Here is a 23,609-nt window from a genome sequence, read left to right on the forward strand (position 1 = left end):
GCTCCATGGGGCACATCAACCTCGCCTGCTACAGCAGCCACATCAGCGACAGCAGCCTCGCCATCTACAGCAACCTCGCCATCTACAGCACCCCCTGTGGGAGCCGACTCTGTCGGCGATACCCGCCCACCGCCACCTCCCCAATCGCCACCTCCCCAATCGCCACCTCCCCAATCGCCACCTCTCCAATCGCCACCTCTCCAACCACCAGCCCCCACCGGCCCCACCCTCACCGACCGCCTCGCCACCGCCATCAAAGGCTGGTTCACCGAAGGCAATGTCCCGGTGAAAGTCGGCATGCTGGTGCTCTTCGCCGGCATCGCCGCCTTCCTCAAGTACGCCTCCGATACCGGCTTGCTGCGCATCCCCGTGTCCGTACGTCTGATCATCGTCGCGCTCGTGGCCATCGCCGGCGCCGCGTTCGGCTGGTGGCAGCGCGACAAGCGCCGCGCCTTCGCGTTGTCGCTGCAAGGCGGAGCGATCGGCGTGCTGATCATGACCGTCTTCGCCGCCTACCGACTCTACGGTCTGCTGCCGGCCGGCTGGACCTTCGCCTTGCTGATCGTCTTCGTCGGCGCCCTCGGCGTGCTGGCGGTACTGCAAGACGCGCTCGCGCTCGCCGTGCTCGGCCTGATCGCCGGCTTCGCGGCACCGATCATCGCGTCGACCGGGCAGGGCAACCATGTCGCCCTGTTCTCCTACTACGCGGTGCTCAACCTGGGGATCCTCGGTATCGCGTGGAAGCGCGCATGGCGGGTGCTCAACGTATTGGGCTTCATCGCCACGTTCGGCGTGGCCACCACGTGGGGCGTCCTCAGTTATCAGCCGACGCTGTTCGCCAGCACCGAGCCCTTCCTCATCCTGCATTTCCTGCTCTACCTCGCCGTGCCGTGGCTGCACGTGCTGCGGTCCCCGAAACGCGAGCGAGCCATCCTCGACGGCTGCCTGATGTTCGGCAACCCGATCGTCAGCCTGCTGCTGCAAGGCGCGCTGCTCGACTGGAAGCCGATGCCCTTGGCGCTCTCGGCGCTCGTCGCGGCGGCGATCTACGTGGCCATCGCCTTCGCCATCCGCAAGCGCGACGACATGGCCTTGCTGCGCGAGACCTGGGCCGTGCTCGCGGTGGCCTTCGCTACCATCGCCGTGCCGCTGGCCTTGAGCGCGAGCGTGACGGCAAGCGTGTTCGCTCTGGAAGGCGCGGGGCTGATCTGGCTGGGCTTCCGCCAGGCACGACGCCTGCCGCGCTGGGCCGGCGTCTTCCTGCAAGTGGCGGCCGGTGTCGCATGGGTGCTGGCCTCGCTGTTCCACCATCACTACAACGACACGCCGCTGCTCAACGCGACCTTCATCGGCAGCCTGCTTCTGGTGATCGGTGCGAGCGTGGGTGTGTGGCAGTTCGATCGGCATGGCATGTCGCGCGGGGTGTCGAGTCTCGCGCGCATCGGTCTGCTCATTTGGGCGGTGCTCTGGTGGCTGGTGGGCTTCGCCAACGAGATCGACACCTTCGTGATCGACCCCGCCGTCGAATCCGCCTGCTGGCTGGCCTTGTCATCGGTGACCGCGTGCTTGCTGGGATTGGCATGCCCACGCACGCGCAAGCTCGACCTCGGCGTGGTGCTGGCCTTCGGCGTGCCCCTGTTCCTGCTGGCAGGCATGGTGGTGGTGCTTTCCGCGGCGAACGCGGATATCCAGCCGCTCGCGGGTTGGCCGTTGGCCGCCGTGGCGGTCATGGCCGTGACCGGATGGTTCGCCTTGCGCGGCGTGGCATCGCATCGCGTCGCCGCCGTGGCATCGGCCACGGTGTGGTGGGTGCGTTGGGCGGTGGTCTTTACCCTGGCGATCGTGCTCGCGCTCGATGCGGCGCCGGCGCTCGGCGAAGGCTGGCACCTGCTCGCCGCCGCGCTGCCGACGCTGGCACTCGCGGCGCTGGTGTTGTGGGCCGTGCGCTGGCTGGCGTCGCCGTTGCAAGAGCATGCGCGCGATATCCGATACGCCGTCGGCGCCTGCGCCGCGCTGGCGATGATCGCGGTAGGTATCGCGGCGCTCGGCACCGCCGGCAATCCGAAGCCCTTGCCCTTCGTGCCCGTGCTCAACCCGGTGGATTTGCTGCTGGTGGCGGTCCTGCTTTTCGTGGCGCGGGCGATTTCCGACGAGGCGATCCCGCGCGAGGTGCGAGCCACGCGGCCCGCCGTGCTCGCCGTGATCTTCTTCATCATGGCCACGAGCATGACGCTGCGCGCCGTGCATCACCTCGGCAGCGTGCCGTGGAATGGCGACGTGCCCGGTTCCAGTCTCGCGGAACTGTCCCTCACCGTGGTCTGGAGTGTGATCGGCGTCGTGGCCTGGGTGCTCGGCTCGAAGCGCGGGCAGCGCCTGCTCTGGATGGCCGGCGCCGCGACCATGGCGCTGGTGTTGCTGAAACTGTTGCTGGTCGACCGGGGCCACCTCGGCAACCTGTTCGGCATCGCTTCCTTCATCGCCTATGGCCTGTTGTGCACGGTCATCGGTTATCTCGCGCCCGCGCCGCCCCGGCAAGGCGCGGTCCCGTCCGCGGAGTCTTCGCATGCGTCGTGATTGGCGTGGCTGTTTGTTCGTGTTGTCTTTCGTCGTCACGGCGACGCACGCCGATGCGCCCTTGCCGTTCGCGATGGCCTATCCGATCCAGCACGAGCCGGGCGCGAAGGCCTACGTCGTCGAGTTGCCTCAGGATGCGTATGCCTGGGCGAGCCGCGATGCCGGTCTGGCCGATGTCGTGATCGTCGACGCGCACGGACGCCAGGTGGCTGCCGGCTTATACGCGCCCGCCGCGCCCACGTCGCATCCCGTGACACTCGATGCGCCCTTGCTCGCCGTGCCGCAAAGCGCCGGTGGCATCGCCGGCCCGCGCATCCAGCGCAACACCAACGGCGACATCGTCATCGAACCCGGCGCCGCACCCGCCAGCGGCGCGCCACGCGAATGGCTGTTCGACGCGCGCCAGCCGGTCGCGCCCGAACGCCTGGAGTTCTCGCCCTTCGACCGCGACGCCAGCCTCACGCTGGACGTCGATGCCAGCAGCAACTTGCAGGACTGGACGCCCCTGGTCCGCGGCGCTTCCGTGGTGACGCTGGGCAAGGGCGACGGCGCGGTGGACGCGCGCGTGGTGAAGCTCACAGGTGCTCCGGCACGCTACTACCGCGTACGCGTGACCGCGGGCGACGCGCCGTGGACGGACGGCACCGTCGCTACCGTGACACTGTCCGGCACGATGGAAGATGCCTCCGCGAAAGACGAAGCCTCGCGCCGCTGGCTGGACCTCGCCGCCACCGACACGAGCACGAGCGGGCAGGGCGTCGATTACGACTATCGCCTGCCTGCGGCCCTGCCGGTGAGCGCCTTGCGCGTGACGCTCGGCAAGAGCGACAACGTGGCGCGATTCGACGCCATCGCCGTGGAAGGCACGATGAGCGCCGAACAGTTGGGCACGCTCGTCGTCACGCCGGGGCAGGATGGCGGCGGAAAGCATCCTTTGGCGGTGTCTCGCGCGCGCCGCGAACTCCTGCGCCTGCATTCGGCCACGCCGCTTCGCGAATCGCCGCGCCTCTCGGTGGGCTGGCGCCCGGACCGTTTCGTCTTCCTGCCCGAGGGCGACGCGCCTTACCGCTTGCTGGTCGGCAGCCGCGCCGGACGCCGTCCCGCCTGGCCGATCGACGATGCCATGGCGGCCCTTCGCAAGGACGGCGGCGCCACCTGGCGACCCGCCGTGGCCACGGCGGGGCCGGGACAGGAACTCGCTGGCCGCAAGGCGCTGGATGACAGCGGCGCGCCGTTCGACTGGACGCGTCCCTTGCTCTGGGTGGTGCTCCTGCTCGGCGCCGCGCTGGTGGCGGGCATGGCCGCGAGCCTGCTGCGCAAGCCCCGGCCCGGCGACGAATAAGCCATTGAGGCGCCGTGCACGGTGAACGCGCGATAATGGGCGCTCACTGTCCGCATCGAACCTCATGTCCTTCCCGTCTCCCGGCCTGTTCGCCGAACCCGAAGCCCTGAAACCGCTGGCCGAGCGCATGCGTCCGCGCGCGCTGGACGAGATCGTCGGCCAGCAGCGCGTGGCGGGCGAGGGCAAGCCGCTGCGCCGCGCCCTGGAAGCGGGCAAGGTGCATTCCATGATCCTGTGGGGTCCACCGGGCTGCGGCAAGACCACCCTGGCCCTGCTGGTGGCGCGTTACGCCGACGCCGACTTCCGCGCGATTTCCGCCGTGATGAGCGGGCTGCCGGACGTGCGCAAGGCGCTGGCCGAAGCCGAGGGCAACTTCGCGCAGGGCCGTCGCACCGTGCTCTTCGTGGACGAGGTGCACCGCTTCAACAAGGCGCAACAGGACGCCTTCCTGCCGCATATCGAACGCGGCGTGATCATCTTCGTCGGCGCCACCACCGAGAATCCCTCGTTCGAACTCAACTCCGCCTTGCTCTCGCGCTGCCGCGTGCACGTGCTGGATGCGGTGAGTCCCGATGACATCGTCGCCGCCTTGCATCGCGCGCTCGCGGACAAGGAACGTGGCCTCGGCGACCTGGGGCTGAGCGTGGACGAAGCCTCGTTGAAGCTCATCGCCAGCGCCGCCGATGGCGACGTTCGCCGCGCGCTCACGCTGTTGGAAATCGCCGCCGAACTAGCCGAGGACGGCCGCATCGACGACACCACGCTGGAACAGGTGCTGGCCGACCGCACGCGGCGCTTCGACAAGAGCGGCGAGCAGTTCTACGACCAGATCTCGGCGCTGCACAAGTCCGTGCGCTCGTCCGATCCGGACGCCGCCGTGTACTGGCTCACGCGCATGCTCGATGGCGGCTGCGACCCGCTCTACCTCGCCCGGCGCATGACGCGCATGGCGGTGGAAGACGTGGGCCTGGCCGAGCCGCGCGCCTGGCGCATGGCCCTCGACGCCTGGGACACTTTCGAGCGCCTGGGCAGCCCGGAAGGCGAACTCGGCCTCGCCCAGCTCGCCATCTGGCTGGCCATCTCGCCCAAGAGCAACGCCGCGTACATGGCCTATAACAAGGCCCGCGCCACGGTGAAGCAGATGGGCAGCCTCGACGTGCCCATGCACCTGCGCAACGCGCCGACCAAGCTCATGAAGGGCCTGGGCTACGGCACCGGTTACCAGTACGACCACGACGTGGAAGGCGGCGTCGCCCTCGACCAGCAATGCCTGCCCGACGAACTGGTCGGCATGACCTTCTACGATCCCGTCGACCGCGGGCTGGAAGTGAAGCTGCGCGAGAAGCTCACCGCGCTGCGTGCCGCCCGCGACGCGGCGCGGGGCCGGAAGGACTGAGCGAGAAAATCAGGATTTACCCGATAGGGCAGGTGACGTGTCGCGACTACCGTGGCACCTCCATCCCGCTATCGGAGCAACACCATGGTCATGCGCTTCACGAGGAACCTGGGCATCGGCGCTTTGCTTTGCCTCCTGCCCACCCTGGCCTTAGCCAAAGGCTGGCAGGAGGGCGTCTGGAAGGGGTCGATCCATAAGGGCACGAACGAGGTGAGCGTGCACGCGCAGTTCAGACCGGATGGCGCGGAGCTCATTTTCGAGGGCGCCTTCACGTGCAGGGTGAAGGCGCGCTACGACAACGTCTATGGCAGCGCGGTGGTCTACACGTTCTCCGAGGCCGAGGTCGATGCCAGGGCCAAGGGAAAGGTCTGCTACGAATTGCTGAAGGAGTCCCTGGAACTGACCCACGCCGCCGGCGACGACACCATGACGCTCGACTTCACCGTGCCCGCCAGGGCCTGGAAAGGCCGGTGGACAGGCCAGCTCGCGCGCGATCCCGACTATCGGTGAGCAAAGCGGGCTGATCTCAGCCCCATACCCCCCTGCCAAAAGGCCGATACTCCCGGTGGCTGGGCCGACGTACCCTCGGCCCATACCCACCGCGGAGAACGGCCATGCGCATCGCCATCGCAACTCTGATCGGCGGCCTCGTGATGTTCTTCTGGGGCGCCTTCGCGCACATGGTGCTACCACTGGGCGAGTTGTCCATGCGCGCGCCGCTGGACGAAGACAAGGTGCTCACCGCCCTGCATGACGGCCTGCCCGCCGAGCACGGCATCTATATGCTCCCGCACTACGACATGGCCATGCACGGCGACGACAAGGCCGTCGCCGCGTTCTCGGCAAAGGCCAAGGCTTCGCCGTATGCCTTCATCGTCTATTCGCCCTATGGGAAGGACCCCATGGCCATGGGCGGCAACCTGTTCCACCAGTGGCTCTCCGACACCCTGGCCGCGCTGATCGTGGTGCTCGTGATGCTCCGTGCCGGCACCGGCGTGGTCCGCGGGCTGTACGTGGGCCTGGGCTTCGGCATTTTCAGCTGGCTGTCGCTGAGCGTGCCGTACTGGAACTGGTACCGGTTCCCCGGTGCCTTCACCGCGGGGACGCTGGTCGAGCAGGCCTTCGGCTGGCTGATCGCCGGTGCGGCGGCGGGGTGGTGGCTCGGCCGCAGGGGGCGGAGTGCGGGGATCAAGCCGATGGCTTGATCCAGCGACGCGTTGCGCGTACTACGAATCGAATTTTGCGATAATCCAGCATTCGATACCCCACGGAACACAGACAATGCTGGATCCCGCACTCCTGCGCGGCCGCCTCGCCGAGACGGCGGAGCGCCTCCGCGCCGCCCGGAACTTCGACCTCGACGTGAGCACGATCGAGCGCCTGGAGTCCGAGCGCAAGGCGCTCTCCACGGAGACCCAGGAGCTGCAGAACCTGCGCAACACCCGTTCCAAGGCCATCGGCCAGGCCAAGGCCAAGGGCGAGGACGTGGCCCCGCTGATGGCCGAGGTCGCCGGCATCGGCGACAAGCTCAAGGCCAACGAGCACGCCCTGGCAGAGGTGCAGGCCAAGCTCGCCGACATCGCCCTCGACATCCCGAACCTGCCCGACGAATCCGTGCCCGTCGGCAAGAACGAGAACGAAAACGTGGAACTGCTCCGCTGGGGCCACCTGCGTCCGTTCGACTTCCCGGTGAAGGACCACGTCGACCTCGGCACCCGTCACGGCTGGCTCGATGCGGAAGCCGGCTCGAAGCTCTCCGGCGCGCGCTTCACCGTGCTGCGCGGACAACTCGCGCACCTGCATCGCGCGCTCGCGCAGTTCATGCTCGACCTGCACACCACGAAGCACGGTTACCTCGAACACAACGTGCCGCTGATCGTGAATGCGGACGCGATGGTAGGCACCAGCCAGTTGCCCAAGTTCGAGGAAGACCTGTTCGGCACCCAGGTGGGCGACACCAAGCGCTACCTGATCCCCACGGCCGAAGTGGCCCTGACCAACCTCGTGCGCGAGAGCATCGTCGAAGCCGACGAACTGCCCCTGCGCATGACGGCCCACTCGATGTGCTTCCGCGCCGAAGCCGGCAGCTACGGCCGCGACACGCGCGGCATGATCCGCCAGCACCAGTTCGAGAAGGTGGAAATGGTGCAGATCGCCACGGCCGAGACCAGCTTCCAGCAGTTGGAAGAGATGGTCGGCCATGCCGAGGCCGTGCTCCAGGCGCTGAAGCTGCCGTACCGCAAGGTGCAGCTGTGCACGGGCGACATGGGCTTCGCTGCCGCCAAGACCTACGATCTGGAAGTGTGGCTGCCCAGCCAGAACACCTACCGCGAAATCAGCAGCTGCTCCAACTGCACCGACTTCCAGGCCCGCCGCATGCAAGCCCGCTGGCGCAACCCGGCCACCGGCAAACCGGAACTGGTGCACACGCTCAATGGCTCCGGCCTGGCGGTTGGTCGTACACTTGTCGCGGTGATGGAGAATTTCCAGCAGCCGGACGGGTCGATCGAGGTGCCCGAGGTGTTGCGGCCGTATATGGCGGGGTTGGAAGTTATCGCCTGATAAAAGTTTATGGAGAGATGGCCGAGTGGTTTAAGGCAGCAGTCTTGAAAACTGCCGTAGGTGTAAGCCTACCGTGGGTTCGAATCCCACTCTCTCCGCCAAGTAGCTAGTAAAATCAATAGGTTACGAGTATTTAATGGGAGTACCCCACAATTACCCCGCCTTTGAGATAACCGCTGCGCGTAATGGCTAGATCGTTGTCGGGGTGATCGAATATCCACCACCCGAGAGAGCCGCAATCCTGAATTTTCTCGTCTCGCCGCGGCGAATTATGGTTGAGGACTCCGTTCGATCCGCACCTTCGCGGAAGCCACAGAGGCCCGAACCAGTAATCCACGTTCCTACTATGTGCTCCCCCGCCGGCAAGTGGAATGTTGCCGTTTCGCCGGTGGCGAGTTTTCCGACATCTCGCCCGTCGACGAACAGGGCCATGTAGCAGCCCCCACCCAACATCCCGATGTCGCGTGTCACGATCAGCGTGGCATCGCCATCCTTGGGTGATTGAAATGCGGTTAGGTGTTCAGTTGGAGCGGCCTTAAGCTGATCGGCTCGCGGTGGCTTGGTCGCGCATGCTGAAACGCTCAGCGCGATGGCTGAGCAAAGAATGAGACGCTTCATGGCTTCCCCCCTGGTGATGCGATTCCATTGCTTTCCCCGCACGGCGCGTGCCTGGCCAACTTACGGGCCCCGAGCCGGCGGCACAAGGCCCAGCTGGCGGCGCGGCCACTCATTTAGACCGATGCTTGCGCACCCATTCTCTAACCTCGTCCGGATACCAAAAGCGAGACTTTCGGCTAAGTTCGAACGGGCTTGGAAAATCAGGTTTGCCACGCGCTCAAGGAAGTGCCTGCGCGAGATGCCGCCCATGTAGGCGCATACGGCGTCGGCATTCCATAGTGGATCGTCGTTTGCTGCGTTCATACCGTCCCTGCGTTATCGGTCGGTGAGGTGCGGTCGGTTATCGACGCTGTAAGTCAAAGATCATTTGCCCCTCAACCCATCGCTCATACCCTTGCACGTCGATCAGTTGCGCCCGTCAGGCGCCTTGATCCACACACTTCCATGGAGCCAGACACCGTTTTTGATCTTCGTGCGAATGGCGTCCTCGGTATACCTCGATTCGGCGGCGAATTTCCCGATGGTGACGTAGCGGAGGTTCATTTCGGCAACCGAGTTGTTGTGGGTATCATGCATCTACTACAGGGGACACCTATATGCTAACAATCTCAGCGCCTTGCCCCAGATGCAAGCAGCCAAAGTCAGTTCTCCAGGTGGTGTATTGCGAGTCGATGTACTCAGATCTGTTCTTGGACCGCGACTCCATGGTGCAGTGCGTGCATTGCCGAAAGCACTCGATCGCGGTGATACGTGGACAAGGTAATCTGATCGTAACGGGGTCTGCTTCTAACTTCTTTGGCGACATAAATATCTACAAAGGCCAGCTCAACCTCGTCTGTATTATCCCTCACATTCAGCCAAGTACCGCCCCCGAAGGAGTGCCCGGTCCGGTAGCCAAAGCGTACGTCGACGGGCTGGACATACTGAACACCGGCAAGTGGACCCCAGCCGCAGGCGCGTTCAGAACATCATTGGACCGGGCGACCAAGATATTGTGGGCGGATCGATTTCCCAGCGACGACGTGCCTTTCAAGCTCGATTCTCGCCTCAAGAAATTGGAATCGCTCCTTGGAATACCGTCGGCCATGATGCAATGGGCTGACAGTATTCGCGTCGTTGGTAACGAAATGCACGAGATGGAGGAGATTAGCGAAGCGGATGCTCGCGACGTAGCGCACTTCGCCGAGATGTTTCTTACTTACGCGTACACTCTTCCTTCAAGAGTCGAGAAGTTCAAGGAGCGCAGGGCAGGTGGCAAGTGACGCTAGATCCGCAGGGGCGAGACGCTGCATTCATCTCCTCTGTCGAGACCATACACTGCAATGGCTACAGCGAGCACGAGGTCGTCATGAGCACCTTCTCTCGCTCCAAAGGTGGCATTGCCAATCGCGGTGTACTTGACGTTGAAATCAAGCGCTTCTCGACGAAACGTTTTCACTAGCGGGAGTCTGGGCATCTGCAAGTTTTGCACTGCATCATCGCTTGCAATTTGCTGACGAGTTCGATTTTAGGAACACTGTGACCGTCACGACCGTTAGGCCCCGCATTACCGGCGAAAGTTATCGTCAAAGGCTTTGGGTGAGGTACGCGGTGTTGTTTGAAAATTTCGTACACGGCCCGTCCGACGCCGGTGTAGTCGAACCACACTTCTGGGTCATACTCGGCGACAGCGGCGCGCGCGGATGCTCTTAACGCGCAGCTTGCGCTGGGTACGATTCACCGAGAGGTGCCTGCTCTCGTACATGGAGTTGATATATCGGCGGAATAGACCGAATAACTTCCTTAGCGGCCTCACCTGCGCAGGAAGTGCTGGGTCATTACATCCTCACGCAGCGGTCGCACAGATACAGATATGGGAAAACGCCTTTATGACGCCAATTCGCCACGTCCTGATGGTCCGGGAAGCTGCCACACGACTCCAATCAGCCGACATGCTTCGACAGGCCGAGGACAACTCAGACTCCGGCTATCTACTTCGGCTGCTCGCTTTTGAGTTGCTGTTGAAAGTGGCGTTAGAGAAAGCCACTGGCAAATCCTGCGCGCATCATAAATACGACAAGCTTTTCGCTCAGCTATCTTCAGTCGATCAGGCAAACCTCCTGCGCACCGCTGGGGAACGAATCGGACCGTCCTCGCTGACACACGATCTTTTCGGTGTGCTGAGAGATCTCAGCGCAAACTTCGTCGGGTTGAGGTATCCATATGAAAAGTACGGCCACATGACCCAATCCGAATACGAACGGCTGGGAACCGCATGGGTCGAAAGCGGTGCAGAAGTTGCGAGTGCTGATTATCGATATCACCCTGAAGAATTGTTCGGCCTCACATTTGCCTTACAGCAGCATTTGGGCGCGTGACACTCATGCGCCGCTAGCTCGCCGCTCAATGTGTCCTCGACGTGGCCTGCTTGGACAAAATTTTCCACGAATTGATCTCTTTCGCCAAAGCGGGATCATGTCGTAGCTCGTCAATCAATTGCGCGATCTTAGGGTCTTTACCGCGGCGTTTTCGCAGCGGCGTCAGCAGCAAAACCCGATGAGGCAACTCCGTATCTCTCACCAACTCAATAAGCTCGTCCAGCCGTCCGGGCGGACAGGCAGCCGCAACCGCGGCCGCCAAGCCCATTGTGAAATCGCCCGAGCCTTCGCGAACTCGGTTCCGATTGCTACGGTACATTTCCACCAACTCATCCCAGTATTGCTTTGCCTCTTGAGTTGCCAGTGTCCGAGCTAAGGATTCGAGCGTTGCCTCGGAATATGTTTTTCTCAGATGTCTGGCGAGAATCGGGATCGCTTGGACATAATCCTTAGTGGGAACCATCGGCAAACGATTCACCATGTCGATGTGCACGCCGACGCTCGCCAGCTCACCGAGAAGCTGCTCCTGTTCACGCTTATATCCTGCGACGCGTTTAGCGATTTCGGCTTGGAGCGCAGCCTGCTTCTTCTTTCCTTCCTCGGTAACCATGTGGCTCACCTGCTCAGTCCATCGGAATTCGATAGTGATTTATCGTACCAGCGTCTATCAGCTCTTGTAGAGGTTTGGAAATTGCGGTGCTCTCGTTCGTGAATAAGTTGAGTTGCAAATTATTACTCGACGCAAATTGAACATAGTCGCGCATCTGAGCGGTGAGTCCTTGGCGCGCCACATTTTTGACCTCATTCACGGACTCGCCGAAGACGATGCCATCGGGAACGCGCATCCCGCCATTCATATTGACCGCAACTTTCTCACCGATGTCTGCTACTTTCTTGACCGCTTCCTCCCCTCGACGCCCCTTCGCGGCAACGGCGGCCATCTTTTCGCCAACGCTGAAGACGCGGCTTGCACCGCGGATTTCGCCGCCCACGATAGGAAGCGCCGCCATCGCCCACCCGCCACTACCGCATCCTTGCATCGCGCAATTGACGAAGCCGCCACCGGGCACTAGGTCAATCAGGACGGGAATGGTGACCTCCCGCCCGGTCTTCTGCCAGGCTTCCATCATGCCTGGAGCCTGCCAGTCGATCGATCCAGGGACGCTTTGCCGACCGTCCGGGTCGATGTTCAACACAGGGTTGTTGCTGGCGTATACGTAGCGGTTGAATGCCGCGACGCTTCCGGGTGTCGTCGATGCGGGATCCGTGCTCAGGAAGCGCCCGACATCCGGGTCATAATACCGGGCCTGCATGTACACCAAGCCGGAATCGACATCATTGATATGCCCGGTGTATCCGGGCCCCTGCTCCGGCGTGCCCAGCGCCTGACTGCCGTAGGGGCGGTAGTCGGCCGCACTGATGACGTTGCCTGCGCTGTCAGCTTTGGCGAGCACAGTGCCCTGGGGGCTCGTGTAGTAGTAAGTGACGGTCTCGGCGGCCTGAGCCGCACCCACCACCAACATGATCCAGGCCAGCAGCAGGCATAGCAGCCAGCGCGGCGCGCATCGCATCCTGCGAGACCATTCCGTCGAGGTCGAACGTTCCTTGAACATGTTGATGTTCCTCGGGTTCATGGCGTCACGCTCCGCGCCGGGCTATAGGCCGAGCAACCCACCGCGTTGCAAGCACGGACCATGTAGGTAAGGGTCACACCCGGTGCTTGCAGCGAGCTGGAGGACAGGTTGGGGCCGCTATATACCAGCTGATTGTTCTCCAGCAGTTCGTATCGCGTGGCATAGGGCTGGGCAACCCATTTCACCAGCACGGTCGGCTTGGTTGGACCGTGGTAGGTGGTCGTAAACGTGGGACCTAGTGGTGCGGGAGGAATGTTCGACACCGTGACTACCGCCTGTCCGCTGTACGGCCCGCACCCGCCGCCGTTGCACGCTTGCACTTGGTAGACATAGGTGCCGTCGCCACGCCCACTCGTCGACCAGCTGGTCGCACCGTTGTTCTGCACACCGGTCCACGCGCCCCCATTCACGGACTCGATGAGGTTGTAGGACGTCGCACCGCCCACGCCGGTCCAAGAGATAGTGTAGGCACCGCTGTTGCTGCTTCCGCCCCCGGCGATCGAGGGCGCTGCCGATGGTGGAACCGTGACGATCACGACGCCACTGGTGGCATAACCGCTGCATCCGTTTCCATTGCACGCGCGCACTCGGTAATACCAGTTGCCCGTCGCTGGCTCATTGATAGTCGTGCTGGTGGCACCACCGGCGTACACCTGGACCCAATTGCCGTCCCGGCTGTGCTCGACCTGATAGGACGTCGCATAGGGAACGGCTGGCCAGCTGAGGGGGACCGCGCCGGTCGAGCTGCCTGGTGCGCTCATGCTGGCTGGCGTGGGCGGGATGTGCGCAATGGTCACGACGGATGAGGCGGTGGGCGTGCTGCACCCATTCGCGTTGCACGCCGATGCCCTGAATCGGTAACTGCCATCAGCCGGCCCACTGACGGTCTTGTTCGTGGCACTGCCGGTGTAGACGGTAGTCCACGCCCCGCTGTTGACCGATTGTTCGACCATGTAGCTGGTGGCGTGAGAGCTAGTCGACCAGTTCACAGCGATGCTCGACAGATCGCCGGCGACGCTCGCGGTCACCGAGGCCGGGGCGGCCGGAGCGAGGGTTGACGAGGGCACCACGAAGGTGCCTGAGCCGGACAGTAGGGTGTTGTCGCCGCCCGTCGGCGAGATACCGTGGATGTAGATGGGTTCGCCCGCGTGATCTCCCCGCATGGCTTCACTCAAAGGGATGCTGAACCGGTGCAACGTGCCGGTCGAATGGCAGGCATCCTGGATGGCTTGCTCGCTCGTCTGGTTGGCGGTGTACGCGCCGATGGCCGTACCGGTACCGGCGGGGCCGCCCACATAGAGGTGCACGTCGATCGAAGCTGCCAGGCCACTGGCGCAGGCCCAACCCGTGATCGCTGCGTTCGCCCCAGTGGAGACGGCCTCAATGGTTCCCATGACCACCGATGTGGACGCTTTGCGGCTTGCGATCAGTTTCTTGCCAAGATACACGTAATCCGTACCTGTGGCCGAGGCCTGGTCGTACTCCCACATCAGCTGACCGTTGCCGGCATACGCCGAATACGTGGTGCCTGCCGGCGTCACCGATTTCACCCGGTGACCGGAGGCGTCATACATGTATTCGCCCTTGCCGTTCACGGCGAGCAGGCGGTTGGCCAAGTCAAACGTCATCGCCTGCGTGCCTTTGGCGACCATGTTGCCGCGTACATCGTGCGTGAACTGAACGGATGAGCCGCCCTTGCTTATCGATGCGAGCAAGTTGTTGCCGTCGTAGGTGTAGCTCTTGGTCCCGCTGGCATCGGTCATACTGCGCAGGTTATTGAGCGTGTCATAGGTGTAGCTCTCGCCGCCCCACAGGTTGCCCGCGTTTGCCGATGTCAGACGATTGAGCCAGTCGTAGGTCATCGTCCGCGTGCGTTGCTCAGAGCCCGATTCGTCCGTGATGGAAAGGATGTTGCCTACGGCGTCGTAGGCTAGGTCTTCACTGACCACACGCGCGCCGGCGGTCTCGAAGCTGAAGTTCCCCACCAGCTTGCGATCGTTCTGAATCGCCGAATACAGCGTGCCATTACCCAGCGTCGCGGCCTCCATATCCCCAGTTGCGTGGTAAGTCGCCCCTTGGGCATACGCCCCCGCCGTGGTCGGCTGGCCCAATGCATTGGGAGCCAGAGCCACCGTCGTGTTATCGGGATACTGGATGCTCGCCAGATTGCCGTTCCCGTCGTAGCCATAGCCCAAGGCCCACGACCAGCCATCCACCGATAGCACCTCGGCGGTGAGCAGTCCGAGCTTATTGCGCCCATACGTCCAACCGACCGTACCGGTGTTGTTATTGCTGGCCGTGGAGGTGGCAGAGACCGCCGTGGCAGGTTTGCCCAGCGGGTCGTAGGTGAAGCTCGTGGCCAGGGTGCCGTTCGGATAGGTGACGGAGGTGACGCGGTTCATCGCGTCATACGCGCTCACGGTCTTGGCCGCATCCGCCACCTGGTCGTAACCGCAGCCATCGCCATTGAAGGATTGGCCCGTCGCGCTCCAGATGATGTTGTCTGCGCCATCATAGGCCGTGATCGTGCTGCCGGTCTCCGGCTCCGATGATCGGCAGAGTCGCTTCTGGGCGTCATACGTCATCGTGCGGAGGACGCCACCCTGAGTGATGGACCGCACATTGCCGTAGACATCGCGATCGATCACCTGGCTGACGCCTTCGGGTGCGTCGACACGCACCGCCGCCTCGAGCGTCGGCTGGTCGAAGGCTTGGTAATGGGTGGTGGTGACGTTATCGCCGGGGTTCGCCGGCACACGGGCATCGGTGACCTGCGTGGCACCACCCGCTGGGTAGGCCGTGGTGGTGGTCAGATCTCCCAACTCCGAGGACGCAATCGTCGCCACAACGCGTCCCAGGGCGTCGTAGTGCGTGGTCGTACCCGCCGTGATTGCCCCCCAATCGGGCGTGCCATCGGCTGGGTAGGACTCGAAGGTCTTTCGGCCACCCCAGTCATACTGGGTGCTGGTGGAGACCGCCAACGCGCCGGAACTGGCATCTGCTTTCGTGACGAGGACGGGCCGCAGCAGGACGTCGAAATCCGTGCGCTGACTCAGGTTGCCTTGGACGGTGGTCCGAACCCAATGGTTGCCACCGACTCCACGCGCGTCTGCAGAGAAGACATAGGTATATACCTTCGGGGCCCAGGCGGTGGTATCACCCGAGGGGTAATCGATGCGCGCGATGCGCCCGATGGCGTCATAGCCGTAGCTGGTCGTCGCGCCCGCTTGATCTGTGATGGACGAAATCTGCCCAAACCCATCGATGGCGACCGTTTGCGAGGTGCCGTCGGGATACGCGATGGCACCTGGAATGCCCAAGACATAGCTGGAAAGTGACGTGGTGTGCTGATTGGCGTCGGTGAAACTGGCCAGCTGTCCCTGAGCATTGAAGGTGTAATCCATCACCTTGGTGCCAAAGCGGTACCGCGCTGTGGGAGTGAGCGTGGTCGCGTCGTAGTCCATCTGACTGACGGTCTCGTTTTGCCCCAGGTTGATCGATTGGGCCGGCAGGCCAAGCACCCACAGCGCGGCGTTATCGGCGAAGAGCGTGCGCTCGCTCGTGCTGAACCCGAAGTTGTTGCCGCGCGTGACATCCTGCGCGCGCGCAAAGGCATCGAACGCCGTGGCCTGCCAGGTATAGACATCCGGCGTTGCGCTGGCGGCCGGGTCAATGGTGATCTGGCGCAAGCCCATGGGGGCTTGTTCATCGAGCTGGGGGCGGTTGATGCGCGCTTGGGGCGCATAACCCCACGGGTGCGCATAAGCCGTCGAACGTGCGTCGGCGTTAGGATCGGTCTGGGCCGTCGGATTGACGTAGCCGTAAGTAGTGGAGCGGCGCAACGACGAATCGGTGCCCGCTTCGTAGACGTCCTCCCGCGTCAGTTGGCTCTCGGTCCAGTCGAAACAGTTGGAGAAGCTGCTCCGCTCGACATGCCGGGAAGGATGGTTGTTGTCGACAGGATACGTGACTTCCGTGTAGACCCGCGAGGTGCATGGCACTGCGACACCACTGGGGGCCCAGCTTTCGTTGGACGGCGAGTAGGCATAGTCCCATTTCAGCCCGTCCGCCGGCAGACCCGCGCCGCTCAGCACGCGCTGGGTAATCGCCATGGTGTATGAGGCGTTCGGGATGGCGGCCCAGGTGCCCGGGTAATTCGGCGTCGCCGGGATGTTCGGGCCCGACATGCATTCTTGCGGCACATTGGCTCGGCCTCGCTTGAACGCAGCCACGGTGTAACTTGCAGACAATCCCGACGGATGTGTCATGGTGGCGGTGTATGGCGTACCCGCGTTGCCCGCATCGCCAATCGCGCCGCACGTTCCGCCACTGTCGCGCGTGTCCGGCCACGCGCCGTTAAACGGATCAAGGCTATAGCCCCAGCTGCTGCCATCGGGCTGCGTCGCCGACGTTAGGGTATAAACCAGGTTGGCGGTGGATTTCACATACGTATACGTCCACGTACGTGTGCCAGCTGCGCCACCCTGCACGGTTACCGTGCTGATACGATGCGAGCTGGTGCCCGTGTCTGGGTCTGTCTGATACGCGATGGTCACGTGCCGCCCGTCGGACGCCGCGATGTCGGTGACATCGTCACCACTGTAGCTGTAGGTCACCCAGTTGCCGAAGCGGTCCTCGACGCGGGTGACCAGCATGCGACCTTCGCGGCGCTGAAGCAGATCTTCAGCGGCAGCGAAAACGTGGACGCCGGAGACCAACGTATTCGGGCCTGAGTTCAGGGGCCGGGTAAGCGTCGGCATGTAGCGATAGGCGATATGGTTGAGCCAATACTTGGTGCCATCGGGGCCTACCGCCAGGAATCCTTCCAGAGTCGAATCGTTCGCCGCCTGTGGCAGGCAGCCAACGGCCCAGTTGGCCTTCGTGACGATGGGATAGGCCAACCCGTTGACGGACGGTGTTGCGGTATTGGCCGTCGACCGCGAGAGGAGGTCCTGGCTGGCTTGGCCCGGGATACGCAGCTGATAGCCCTGCCACCAAGTCTGGGGCTCCCAATCCGCACGTTCCGAATCACCGACCGGTGCCGCCACGCTGGGCGGTGGACCGAAGCTCGAGCAGATGGCATTGCGATTGCCTGCATCCACTTGCCAGCCGCGGACATTGTTCTGGTTGGCTGTCACGGTGAAGATCTGAGGCAGCTGCAAATCCCAGTCACCGAAAGCGCGATACTGGAGGTCGGGGCGGTCTTCCACCCCATGGAACGCGAAGTCGCGACCGACGGTGATGGTTGGGCCGGTGCCAGTCAGGGTCACATCGGTTTGGCTAAAGGATAGGGAGCCGTCGTACAAGCTAATGCGCTCGCCGAACGGCGTATCCCCCAGCGGCTGGATGTCTTCGTTGACCTTGATGAGCTTTTTATACTCTTGCTCGGGCGTCGCTGTGCTTTGCGCATGAACGACGATTGGCAAACTCACCCAGAGCAAGATGGCCGCCATACGAACGGCGCCACTCAACCGACGCATCGATTGCGTCGCCCCCTGTTTGTCCCCTGTCATGGTGCTTCCCCAGCCCGTGGCCGTTGATCCGAGCACGGAATGTAGGGGGGCTTCTAATGGGCCGGCAAGATTTTGTCCGGGCGTCAAGAAATTGCGAATTACTGGTAGGCGAGCTGCGTGATATGCGCGGCAACGTCTCGCGGGCAGCACACGCCGTCTTTGTAGGATTTCGCCTACACGACAACGCGGCGAACGCTGACATTTGTCGCCTCGCCGTAAACTCGGTCCAGACATAAGGAGAGGTCTCCGGCAAACTAAGCGTCAACCATCGATGCGCAAGAGCAAGTTCACCGAGAGCCAGATCGTCGCCACCCTGAAGCAGGTCGAAGGCGGCAGGCAGGTCAAAGACGTGTGCCGTGATATGGGGATTTCGGAGGCAACCTTCTACGCCCGGAAATCGAAGTACGATGGAATGGAGGCGTCAGATGTCCACCGGTTGCGTGATCCGGAGGCGGAGTACAGCGCTACTCATCCATCCAGCTTAAGGTCCGTAGAAGAGATAACGCACGCGTTAGAAAACTAATGGATCACGCATGAGTATGTCGCACGGCCTAGAAAGTGACGAATCGGCCAAATGGAAACGAGCATCCGCGTTGATCGGCGTCGCATACGCATTAACGTGCCGCGAAGATGTCGAGATTCTTTTAAAGGTCGATGGACGGAGGGACAACGGCAGAATTTACACTCTCGTAGTCTGGAACCGTAAGGACGATGAAGCGACATTCAGAAAAGATGGGGAGGATATTGGGGAACTGCTGCGCTCGCTGAACAGCGACCCGAGCGAGGAAGCGTTTGGGTCACAAGAGGATTATTCGGATGTCCTCGAAGCCTTTGACAGGCTAGCGCGTCAGGGTGCTGTCATCGGAGTACGCATTTGGAATGAAGAGGCTGCTCCGCGTTTCGAAGTGACCGTTTCATCGAGCAAAAGGTCAGGTGCTCTCATCCCCAGTGCTCGGATCGTCGTTGAACATCGTTGCGCAGAAGGTGCTCGGCCAGTACGAGTGATGGGGTAAAGCGAAGTTGAGTTTAGTTTAAGCCGGGCGGAAAAAATGATCATTAAGATGGTGATTACCATCGCGACGGCTTGCATGGTCGCGATTCCGTCAAATGCTGTGGCGGTTGATCAAGCGCAGTTACGGAGTGGATGCTTTGGCAGCACGGGTGAGCCGTTCTTCGCCGCGAGGTACCAAGCGGCCCCTGATCTTCCGATTTTCCGCACGAGCTTCGAACGGTTTGCACGAAGCGTCGGCTTGACGGTGGCCCAAGATCTGCCGGGACTGGGCGCGTGCATCAATCAGAGGACTGAGGGGCCACCTGGGCCGCCGCCCGCCGCATGCAGTTTCGTCGGCAAACTCACGACGAACGAGCGAGCCCGAGAGGCGTACGATCGAAAGCGCACGACAGTTCCAAGAGCGAATTGAGGGATAGTTGGAGGAGTCGTCAGTGTCGGGGGCTCCGTCACCTTCAGCTCATGGTTTCAGAGGCAGCCAGTGCCGGGAGGACAGGTGCTCAGTGAGTACAAACCCAGATATAGATCCACGGACTGCGATAGCGAACGCGATGAATCCAATGGTCACCCTAATCATCTGTGTTGTCTTACTATTGAAGTGAGTCAACCTATTGAAGTGAGTCAACAACGACCACCGAATGATCGCCTTTCCTCGCGTGGGACTCAAAGATCCTGCAGCGCTCAAGCCACCGCTGTGCAACCTCGTCGGGTGACCAGCCTGCGTGCGCGTAGATCTCGTGCACAAGCTTGTTGTGTGTTTGTGCGCTGATGACAGACCGCTGGTGACCGGAGGGTGTTGCTGCAGAAATGGGCGTGTGGAGTTGAGTACTAATCGGATAACCGGCATCTCTCTCGCGGGCGACATTTCTGTAGATTTGAGGGCCCGACGAGCAGGCGGACAAGGTGACAGCCATGCCGCTTTGCCCGTGTGAAACCGGGATCGCGACACCGGTGAGGGAAAGAATCAGGACGGTGAAGGCTCTTTGCATCGGGCGTTCGGAACAAACTTTCGATGCGCTCTTTTCGCTATTCCCATCCGTGCGGTTGCCCATAGCGTTCCTCTGCGCCCCGATGTTCCGCGGAATCTGCATAACTTTTGCTCCCCAGAATGTGACGGGTTCGCTGTTTCTGAAGGCGCGGTTGTTTCGTGATTTGAGATGTTGCAGCAATTTCGGATTCCGTCTAGCTAACACCTTTCCGCAAGTTATTGCGAACATTCAAAAATTACCCCCAACATCTGTTGACTTGTCATCACACCGACGCATAGTCTTGCCCTCGACCCGTAAAGGATTTGGACATCCAAATCATCAGCGCAGTCAAGCGATACCTCCGTCCGACGCGATACGACACGTTCTTTGCTTGGGGAAGCAGCAGCGTTGCATTGCCGGTATCGCGTGGGATGGAAATGAGGGTGTAAGACCAACTTTTTTCATTTCGAATCATTTTTCCTTTGGGGGAGACCATGGAATTCTTGAGAAGCGAGCGGCGCACCTTTGTGCGGCCGTCGGTGCTGGCTGTCGCGCTGGCACTCGGCATGGGTGCTACCTGCACGGTCTTCGCGCAGGCGACCAGTGGTTCCATCTTCGGCCAGGTGCCGGCGGCGGCGGGTGAATCCGTCACCGTGACGAGCGATAGCGGTTTCACGCGCGATGTACCGGTCGATGCCGACGGTCGCTACCGCGTCGGTAACCTGCCGCTGGGTAATTACACCGTCAGCCTGAAGCGCGATGGGGCCGTCGTCGATTCGCGCAAGAACATCCAGATCAAGGTGGGCGGCAGCACGGACGTCTCGTTTGCGAGCGCCGCGACCGCGGCGAATGCGCAGTCGCTCGAGTCCGTTACCGTTTCCGCCAATTCCTTGCCTCCCATCGACACCTCGACGGTCGATTCGCGCACCGTCGTGAACGCCCAGACCCTGGCTCGTCTGCCGTTGGGCCGTAACGCCGAGGCCATCGCGCTGCTCGCCCCGGGCGCCGTCGCCGGCCAGAGCACGCTCGGCAATGGCCGTTTCCGCACGGTGTCGTTCGGCGGCTCCGGTGCTTCGGAAAACGCGTACTACGTCAACGGTTACAACACCACCGACCCGTACAAGGCTCTTGGTGGCGTCGGCCTGCCGTATGGTGCGATCGACCAGCAGGAAGTCTATACGGGCGGCTATTCCGCCAAGTACGGCCGCTCCGACGGTGGCGTGATTTCGCAGGTCGGTAAGCGCGGTACCAACGAGTGGCATTTTGGCGCCCAGATTCTTTGGGAACCCAAGTTCGCCGCCTCGAATCCGGGTAGCGTGTACTACGGAAGCCGCCAACTGCCGGCCGGCTACGGTTACCAGGACACGAGCAAGGTAGGCGCGCTGTACCGCAACGGTGAAGACAACACCAAGTGGACGCAGACCTATAGCGCCTACGTCGGCGGTCCGCTCATCAAGGACAAGCTGTTCTTCTTCGTCGCCGCCGAGGCCGAGAAGTCGGAAGGCACCAGCACGTCGAATGCCGAGGCCAATCCGGTCGCGAACAACCATTACACGTACAACCTGCCGAAGATCTACGCGAAGATCGACTGGAACATCAACGACAGCAATATCCTTGAGTTGACGGGTATCCATTCGACCGACGAACAGCGTGGTTATTACACCGGATACGATTACGACACGCGTACAAAGTCGGGCCGTACCGGTGCGGACGCGGATACGTCGAAGATCACTTCGAAATACGCGATCGCCAAGTACACGTCCTACATCACCGATGACATCACGCTCTCGGCAACCTATGCCAAGGGCTGGACGGACGATTATCTGCAGAATCCGACGCCGAACATCGATCAGCAGCCTTACATCTTCAATCCGGCGCTGCAGGATCCGACGCTCAATGGTGGCAACCCCATCACGAACCTCAATTCCTCGCAGACCAGCCAGGATCCGAGCGCAGGAAGCCGCACCCACGGTCTCCGCCTCGATCTCGAATGGCAATTGGGCGATCACCACCTCGCCGGTGGTATCGACAACATGCATTACAAGGGCATCGACGAGGGCACCTCGACGAGCGGCCCGGGATATTATTGGCGTTACTTCCACTCTGCCCATCCTGATGTTGCCATCAGCCCGGGGCAGGGAGTCGGTGCGCCGGGTGGCGCGGGTTATTACGTGCGTCGCGTGATCTTCTCGAGCGTGACGAACATGTCGCTCGACCAGCGCGCGCAGTACCTCGAGGATCGCTGGCAGGTCAACGACAAGCTGCTGTTGAGCATCGGCTTGCGTAACGACGGCTTCAAGAATTTCAACGACAAGAACAAGCCCTACGTCAACAACCAGGCGCAGTGGGCTCCGCGCCTGGGCGCATCGTGGGACGTGTTCGGCGACTCGTCGCTGAAGATCTACGGCAACCTTGGCCGCTACTACCTCGCGCTGCCGAATAACGTCGCGGTACGCGGCGCCTCATCGTCGACCTATACCTACGAGTACTTCAATTACAGCGGTATCGACCAGAACGGTCGTCCGACCGGTCTTACTCCGCTGGGCAATGGCATCGTGTCCCCCGATGGCGAGTTCGGCCAGCCGATCGACGCGCAGTCGGTCGCGGCGCGCGATCTCAAGTCGCAGTACCAGGATGAAGCCATCCTGGGCTTCGATAAGACGCTCGGTTCCGATTGGGTCACCGGGTGCCAAGGTCACGGTGCGCAAGCTGCGCACGGCCATCGATGACGTGTGCGATACGGGCAAGATTGCCGATAAGATGACCCGCGAAGGACTGGACCCGGATTCGGTGACCATCCCGGGCTGCGTCATCTTCAACCCAGGCGACACCAATACGTTCAGCCTGGCCAACGTCGATGGTTCCGGCCGTACCGAAGTGAAGATGAACCAGGAAGACTGGGGCTTCTCGCAGAAGGCCAAGCGTTCTTACTACGCGCTCGATCTTTACCTGGAGCATCCGTTCGACGGCAAGTGGCAGGGCCGCGTCGATTACACGTTCTCGCGTTCCTACGGAAATACGGAAGGCCAGACGAAGTCGGACATCGGCCAGACGGATATCTCGAAGACGCAGGACTGGGATTCCGCCCAACTGATGCAGTACGCCAATGGCCTTCTGGCCAACGACCGTACTCACCAGATCAAGGCTTACGGTGCCTATCAGCTCACGGACGAATGGCTGGTCTCGGGCAACCTGCGTCTCGCCTCCGGTGCGCCGAAATCGTGCCTGGGCTTCCTGGACGGAGAAGCAGATCCTGATCCGATCGGTTATGGCTCGTCGTACCACAACTGCAATGGTCAGCCGTCGCATCCGGGTGACAAGCGCAATCCGTGGTACCGCCAGCTCGACCTCGCGGTGACCTACCGTCCGTCGTACTTCGAAGGCAAGCTCGCTTTTGGCCTGTCGGTCTTCAATGTCACCAACGAGCGCAAGCCGCTCATCAGCTACGCGACGTATGAAGCATCGCCGCAGACCGTGCTCAACAACTACGGCCTGGGTCAGTACTTCCAGAACCCGCGCTATGCCCGCCTGACGGCGACGTACGACTTCTAAGCGACGCTTCGACCATAACTAGAATGTCCCGTGAGGGCCATCGCGTGTTTCCCCAGTGCCGCCTGCTCACGCAGGCGGCCTTTT

General features: G+C 62.1%; 16 protein-coding genes, 1 tRNA gene and 2 pseudogenes. 12 read left to right on the plus strand and 7 right to left on the minus strand.

Annotation, left to right across the window (positions count from 1 at the left end):
- Window positions 1–285: 285 nt before the first annotated feature.
- The 7 genes from QFZ41_RS18420 to QFZ41_RS18450 all read left to right on the plus strand — a co-directional run bounded on the left by QFZ41_RS18420 (window position 286) and on the right by QFZ41_RS18450 (window position 7,975).
- On the plus strand, window positions 286–2,574 hold the full coding sequence (locus QFZ41_RS18420; RefSeq protein WP_429200061.1) for a DUF2339 domain-containing protein: 2,289 nt from the start codon (window positions 286–288) through the stop codon (window positions 2,572–2,574).
- A complete protein-coding gene (locus QFZ41_RS18425) occupies window positions 2,564–3,916 on the plus strand; it encodes a DUF3999 family protein (RefSeq protein WP_429200062.1) in 1,353 nt (450 codons plus the stop codon). Before QFZ41_RS18420 ends, QFZ41_RS18425 begins: the two co-directional genes overlap by 11 nt.
- 64 nt (window positions 3,917–3,980) lie before the next feature.
- Window positions 3,981–5,312, plus strand: coding sequence for a replication-associated recombination protein A (locus tag QFZ41_RS18430; RefSeq protein WP_429200063.1), 1,332 nt, complete (start codon window positions 3,981–3,983; stop codon window positions 5,310–5,312).
- Window positions 5,313–5,396: 84 nt separating this feature from the next.
- Window positions 5,397–5,822, plus strand: coding sequence for a hypothetical protein (locus tag QFZ41_RS18435; protein ID WP_429200064.1), 426 nt, complete (start codon window positions 5,397–5,399; stop codon window positions 5,820–5,822).
- A gap of 104 nt (window positions 5,823–5,926) precedes the next feature.
- Entirely contained in the window at window positions 5,927–6,517 is a 591-nt protein-coding gene (locus tag QFZ41_RS18440; protein ID WP_429200065.1) for a hypothetical protein, read from the plus strand.
- Between the two features lie 76 nt (window positions 6,518–6,593).
- Window positions 6,594–7,874, plus strand: coding sequence for a serine--tRNA ligase (serS, locus tag QFZ41_RS18445; RefSeq protein ID WP_429200066.1), 1,281 nt, complete (start codon window positions 6,594–6,596; stop codon window positions 7,872–7,874).
- A gap of 11 nt (window positions 7,875–7,885) precedes the next feature.
- Window positions 7,886–7,975 (plus strand) — tRNA-Ser (locus tag QFZ41_RS18450).
- Window positions 7,976–8,063: 88 nt separating this feature from the next.
- Here the strand turns inward: QFZ41_RS18450 and QFZ41_RS18455 are convergent.
- Entirely contained in the window at window positions 8,064–8,492 is a 429-nt protein-coding gene (locus QFZ41_RS18455; protein ID WP_429200067.1) for a hypothetical protein, read from the minus strand.
- 405 nt (window positions 8,493–8,897) lie between these two features.
- A complete protein-coding gene (locus QFZ41_RS18460) occupies window positions 8,898–9,068 on the minus strand; it encodes a hypothetical protein (protein ID WP_429200068.1) in 171 nt (56 codons plus the stop codon).
- 95 nt (window positions 9,069–9,163) lie between these two features.
- Here QFZ41_RS18460 and QFZ41_RS18465 point away from each other — a divergent pair, with 95 nt between their 5' ends.
- Together QFZ41_RS18465 and QFZ41_RS18470 are read left to right on the plus strand one after the other, a co-directional pair.
- Window positions 9,164–9,754: a DUF4145 domain-containing protein gene (locus tag QFZ41_RS18465; protein ID WP_429200069.1), complete on the plus strand. Its 591-nt coding sequence runs from the start codon at window positions 9,164–9,166 to the stop codon at window positions 9,752–9,754.
- 606 nt (window positions 9,755–10,360) lie between these two features.
- On the plus strand, window positions 10,361–10,849 hold the full coding sequence (locus tag QFZ41_RS18470) for a hypothetical protein (protein ID WP_429200070.1): 489 nt from the start codon (window positions 10,361–10,363) through the stop codon (window positions 10,847–10,849).
- A 25-nt stretch (window positions 10,850–10,874) separates the two neighbouring features.
- Here the strand turns inward: QFZ41_RS18470 and QFZ41_RS18475 are convergent, their stop codons facing one another.
- Genes QFZ41_RS18475 through QFZ41_RS18485 form a run of 3 tightly spaced genes read right to left on the minus strand, consistent with a single transcriptional unit; the run spans window position 10,875 to window position 17,996 of the window.
- A complete protein-coding gene (locus tag QFZ41_RS18475; protein ID WP_429200071.1) occupies window positions 10,875–11,459 on the minus strand; it encodes a hypothetical protein in 585 nt (194 codons plus the stop codon).
- 13 nt (window positions 11,460–11,472) lie between these two features.
- On the minus strand, window positions 11,473–12,462 hold the full coding sequence (locus QFZ41_RS18480) for an RHS repeat-associated core domain-containing protein (protein ID WP_429200072.1): 990 nt from the start codon (window positions 12,460–12,462) through the stop codon (window positions 11,473–11,475).
- A gap of 17 nt (window positions 12,463–12,479) precedes the next feature.
- Window positions 12,480–17,996 carry a hypothetical protein gene (locus QFZ41_RS18485; RefSeq protein ID WP_429200073.1) on the minus strand — a complete coding sequence of 1,839 codons (5,517 nt, stop codon included), beginning with the start codon at window positions 17,994–17,996 and terminating at the stop codon, window positions 12,480–12,482.
- A 271-nt stretch (window positions 17,997–18,267) separates the two neighbouring features.
- On the opposite strand from QFZ41_RS18485, the pseudogene QFZ41_RS18490 reads away from it, so the two are divergent.
- Both QFZ41_RS18490 and QFZ41_RS18495 read left to right on the plus strand, forming a co-directional pair.
- Window positions 18,268–18,459, plus strand: a pseudogene (locus QFZ41_RS18490) (transposase); the annotation flags it as partial.
- Window positions 18,460–18,529: 70 nt separating this feature from the next.
- A complete protein-coding gene (locus tag QFZ41_RS18495) occupies window positions 18,530–19,009 on the plus strand; it encodes a hypothetical protein (RefSeq protein ID WP_429200074.1) in 480 nt (159 codons plus the stop codon).
- A gap of 604 nt (window positions 19,010–19,613) precedes the next feature.
- Here the strand turns inward: QFZ41_RS18495 and QFZ41_RS18500 are convergent.
- On the minus strand, window positions 19,614–20,174 hold the full coding sequence (locus QFZ41_RS18500; protein WP_429200075.1) for a hypothetical protein: 561 nt from the start codon (window positions 20,172–20,174) through the stop codon (window positions 19,614–19,616).
- Between the two features lie 82 nt (window positions 20,175–20,256).
- Complete coding sequence (locus QFZ41_RS18505) at window positions 20,257–20,541, minus strand: hypothetical protein (protein ID WP_429200304.1); 285 nt, start codon at window positions 20,539–20,541, stop codon at window positions 20,257–20,259.
- Here QFZ41_RS18505 and QFZ41_RS18510 point away from each other — a divergent pair.
- Window positions 20,468–23,525: pseudogene (locus QFZ41_RS18510) on the plus strand (TonB-dependent receptor). The gene QFZ41_RS18505 and the pseudogene QFZ41_RS18510 sit on opposite strands and share 74 nt — an antisense overlap.
- Window positions 23,526–23,609: the final 84 nt, after the last annotated feature.

This window comes from Luteibacter sp. W1I16, from assembly GCF_050434905.1.
Taxonomy (GTDB): domain Bacteria; phylum Pseudomonadota; class Gammaproteobacteria; order Xanthomonadales; family Rhodanobacteraceae; genus Luteibacter.

Bases quoted from the DNA above. Each gene is read 5' to 3' on its own strand.
- QFZ41_RS18495 (WP_429200074.1), top strand. From the start codon at position 18,530: ATGAGTATGTCGCACGGCCTAGAAAGTGACGAATCGGCCAAATGGAAA.
- QFZ41_RS18430 (WP_429200063.1), top strand. From the start codon at position 3,981: ATGTCCTTCCCGTCTCCCGGCCTGTTCGCCGAACCCGAAGCCCTGAAA.
- QFZ41_RS18505 (WP_429200304.1), bottom strand. From the start codon at position 20,541: ATGCCGAGTGCCAGCGCGACAGCCAGCACCGACGGCCGCACAAAGGTG.
- serS (WP_429200066.1), top strand. From the start codon at position 6,594: ATGCTGGATCCCGCACTCCTGCGCGGCCGCCTCGCCGAGACGGCGGAG.
- QFZ41_RS18460 (WP_429200068.1), bottom strand. From the start codon at position 9,068: ATGCATGATACCCACAACAACTCGGTTGCCGAAATGAACCTCCGCTAC.
- QFZ41_RS18435 (WP_429200064.1), top strand. From the start codon at position 5,397: ATGGTCATGCGCTTCACGAGGAACCTGGGCATCGGCGCTTTGCTTTGC.
- QFZ41_RS18475 (WP_429200071.1), bottom strand. From the start codon at position 11,459: ATGGTTACCGAGGAAGGAAAGAAGAAGCAGGCTGCGCTCCAAGCCGAA.
- QFZ41_RS18440 (WP_429200065.1), top strand. From the start codon at position 5,927: ATGCGCATCGCCATCGCAACTCTGATCGGCGGCCTCGTGATGTTCTTC.
- QFZ41_RS18480 (WP_429200072.1), bottom strand. From the start codon at position 12,462: ATGTTCAAGGAACGTTCGACCTCGACGGAATGGTCTCGCAGGATGCGA.
- QFZ41_RS18455 (WP_429200067.1), bottom strand. From the start codon at position 8,492: ATGAAGCGTCTCATTCTTTGCTCAGCCATCGCGCTGAGCGTTTCAGCA.
- QFZ41_RS18485 (WP_429200073.1), bottom strand. From the start codon at position 17,996: ATGACAGGGGACAAACAGGGGGCGACGCAATCGATGCGTCGGTTGAGT.
- QFZ41_RS18425 (WP_429200062.1), top strand. From the start codon at position 2,564: ATGCGTCGTGATTGGCGTGGCTGTTTGTTCGTGTTGTCTTTCGTCGTC.
- QFZ41_RS18470 (WP_429200070.1), top strand. From the start codon at position 10,361: ATGACGCCAATTCGCCACGTCCTGATGGTCCGGGAAGCTGCCACACGA.
- QFZ41_RS18465 (WP_429200069.1), top strand. From the start codon at position 9,164: ATGTACTCAGATCTGTTCTTGGACCGCGACTCCATGGTGCAGTGCGTG.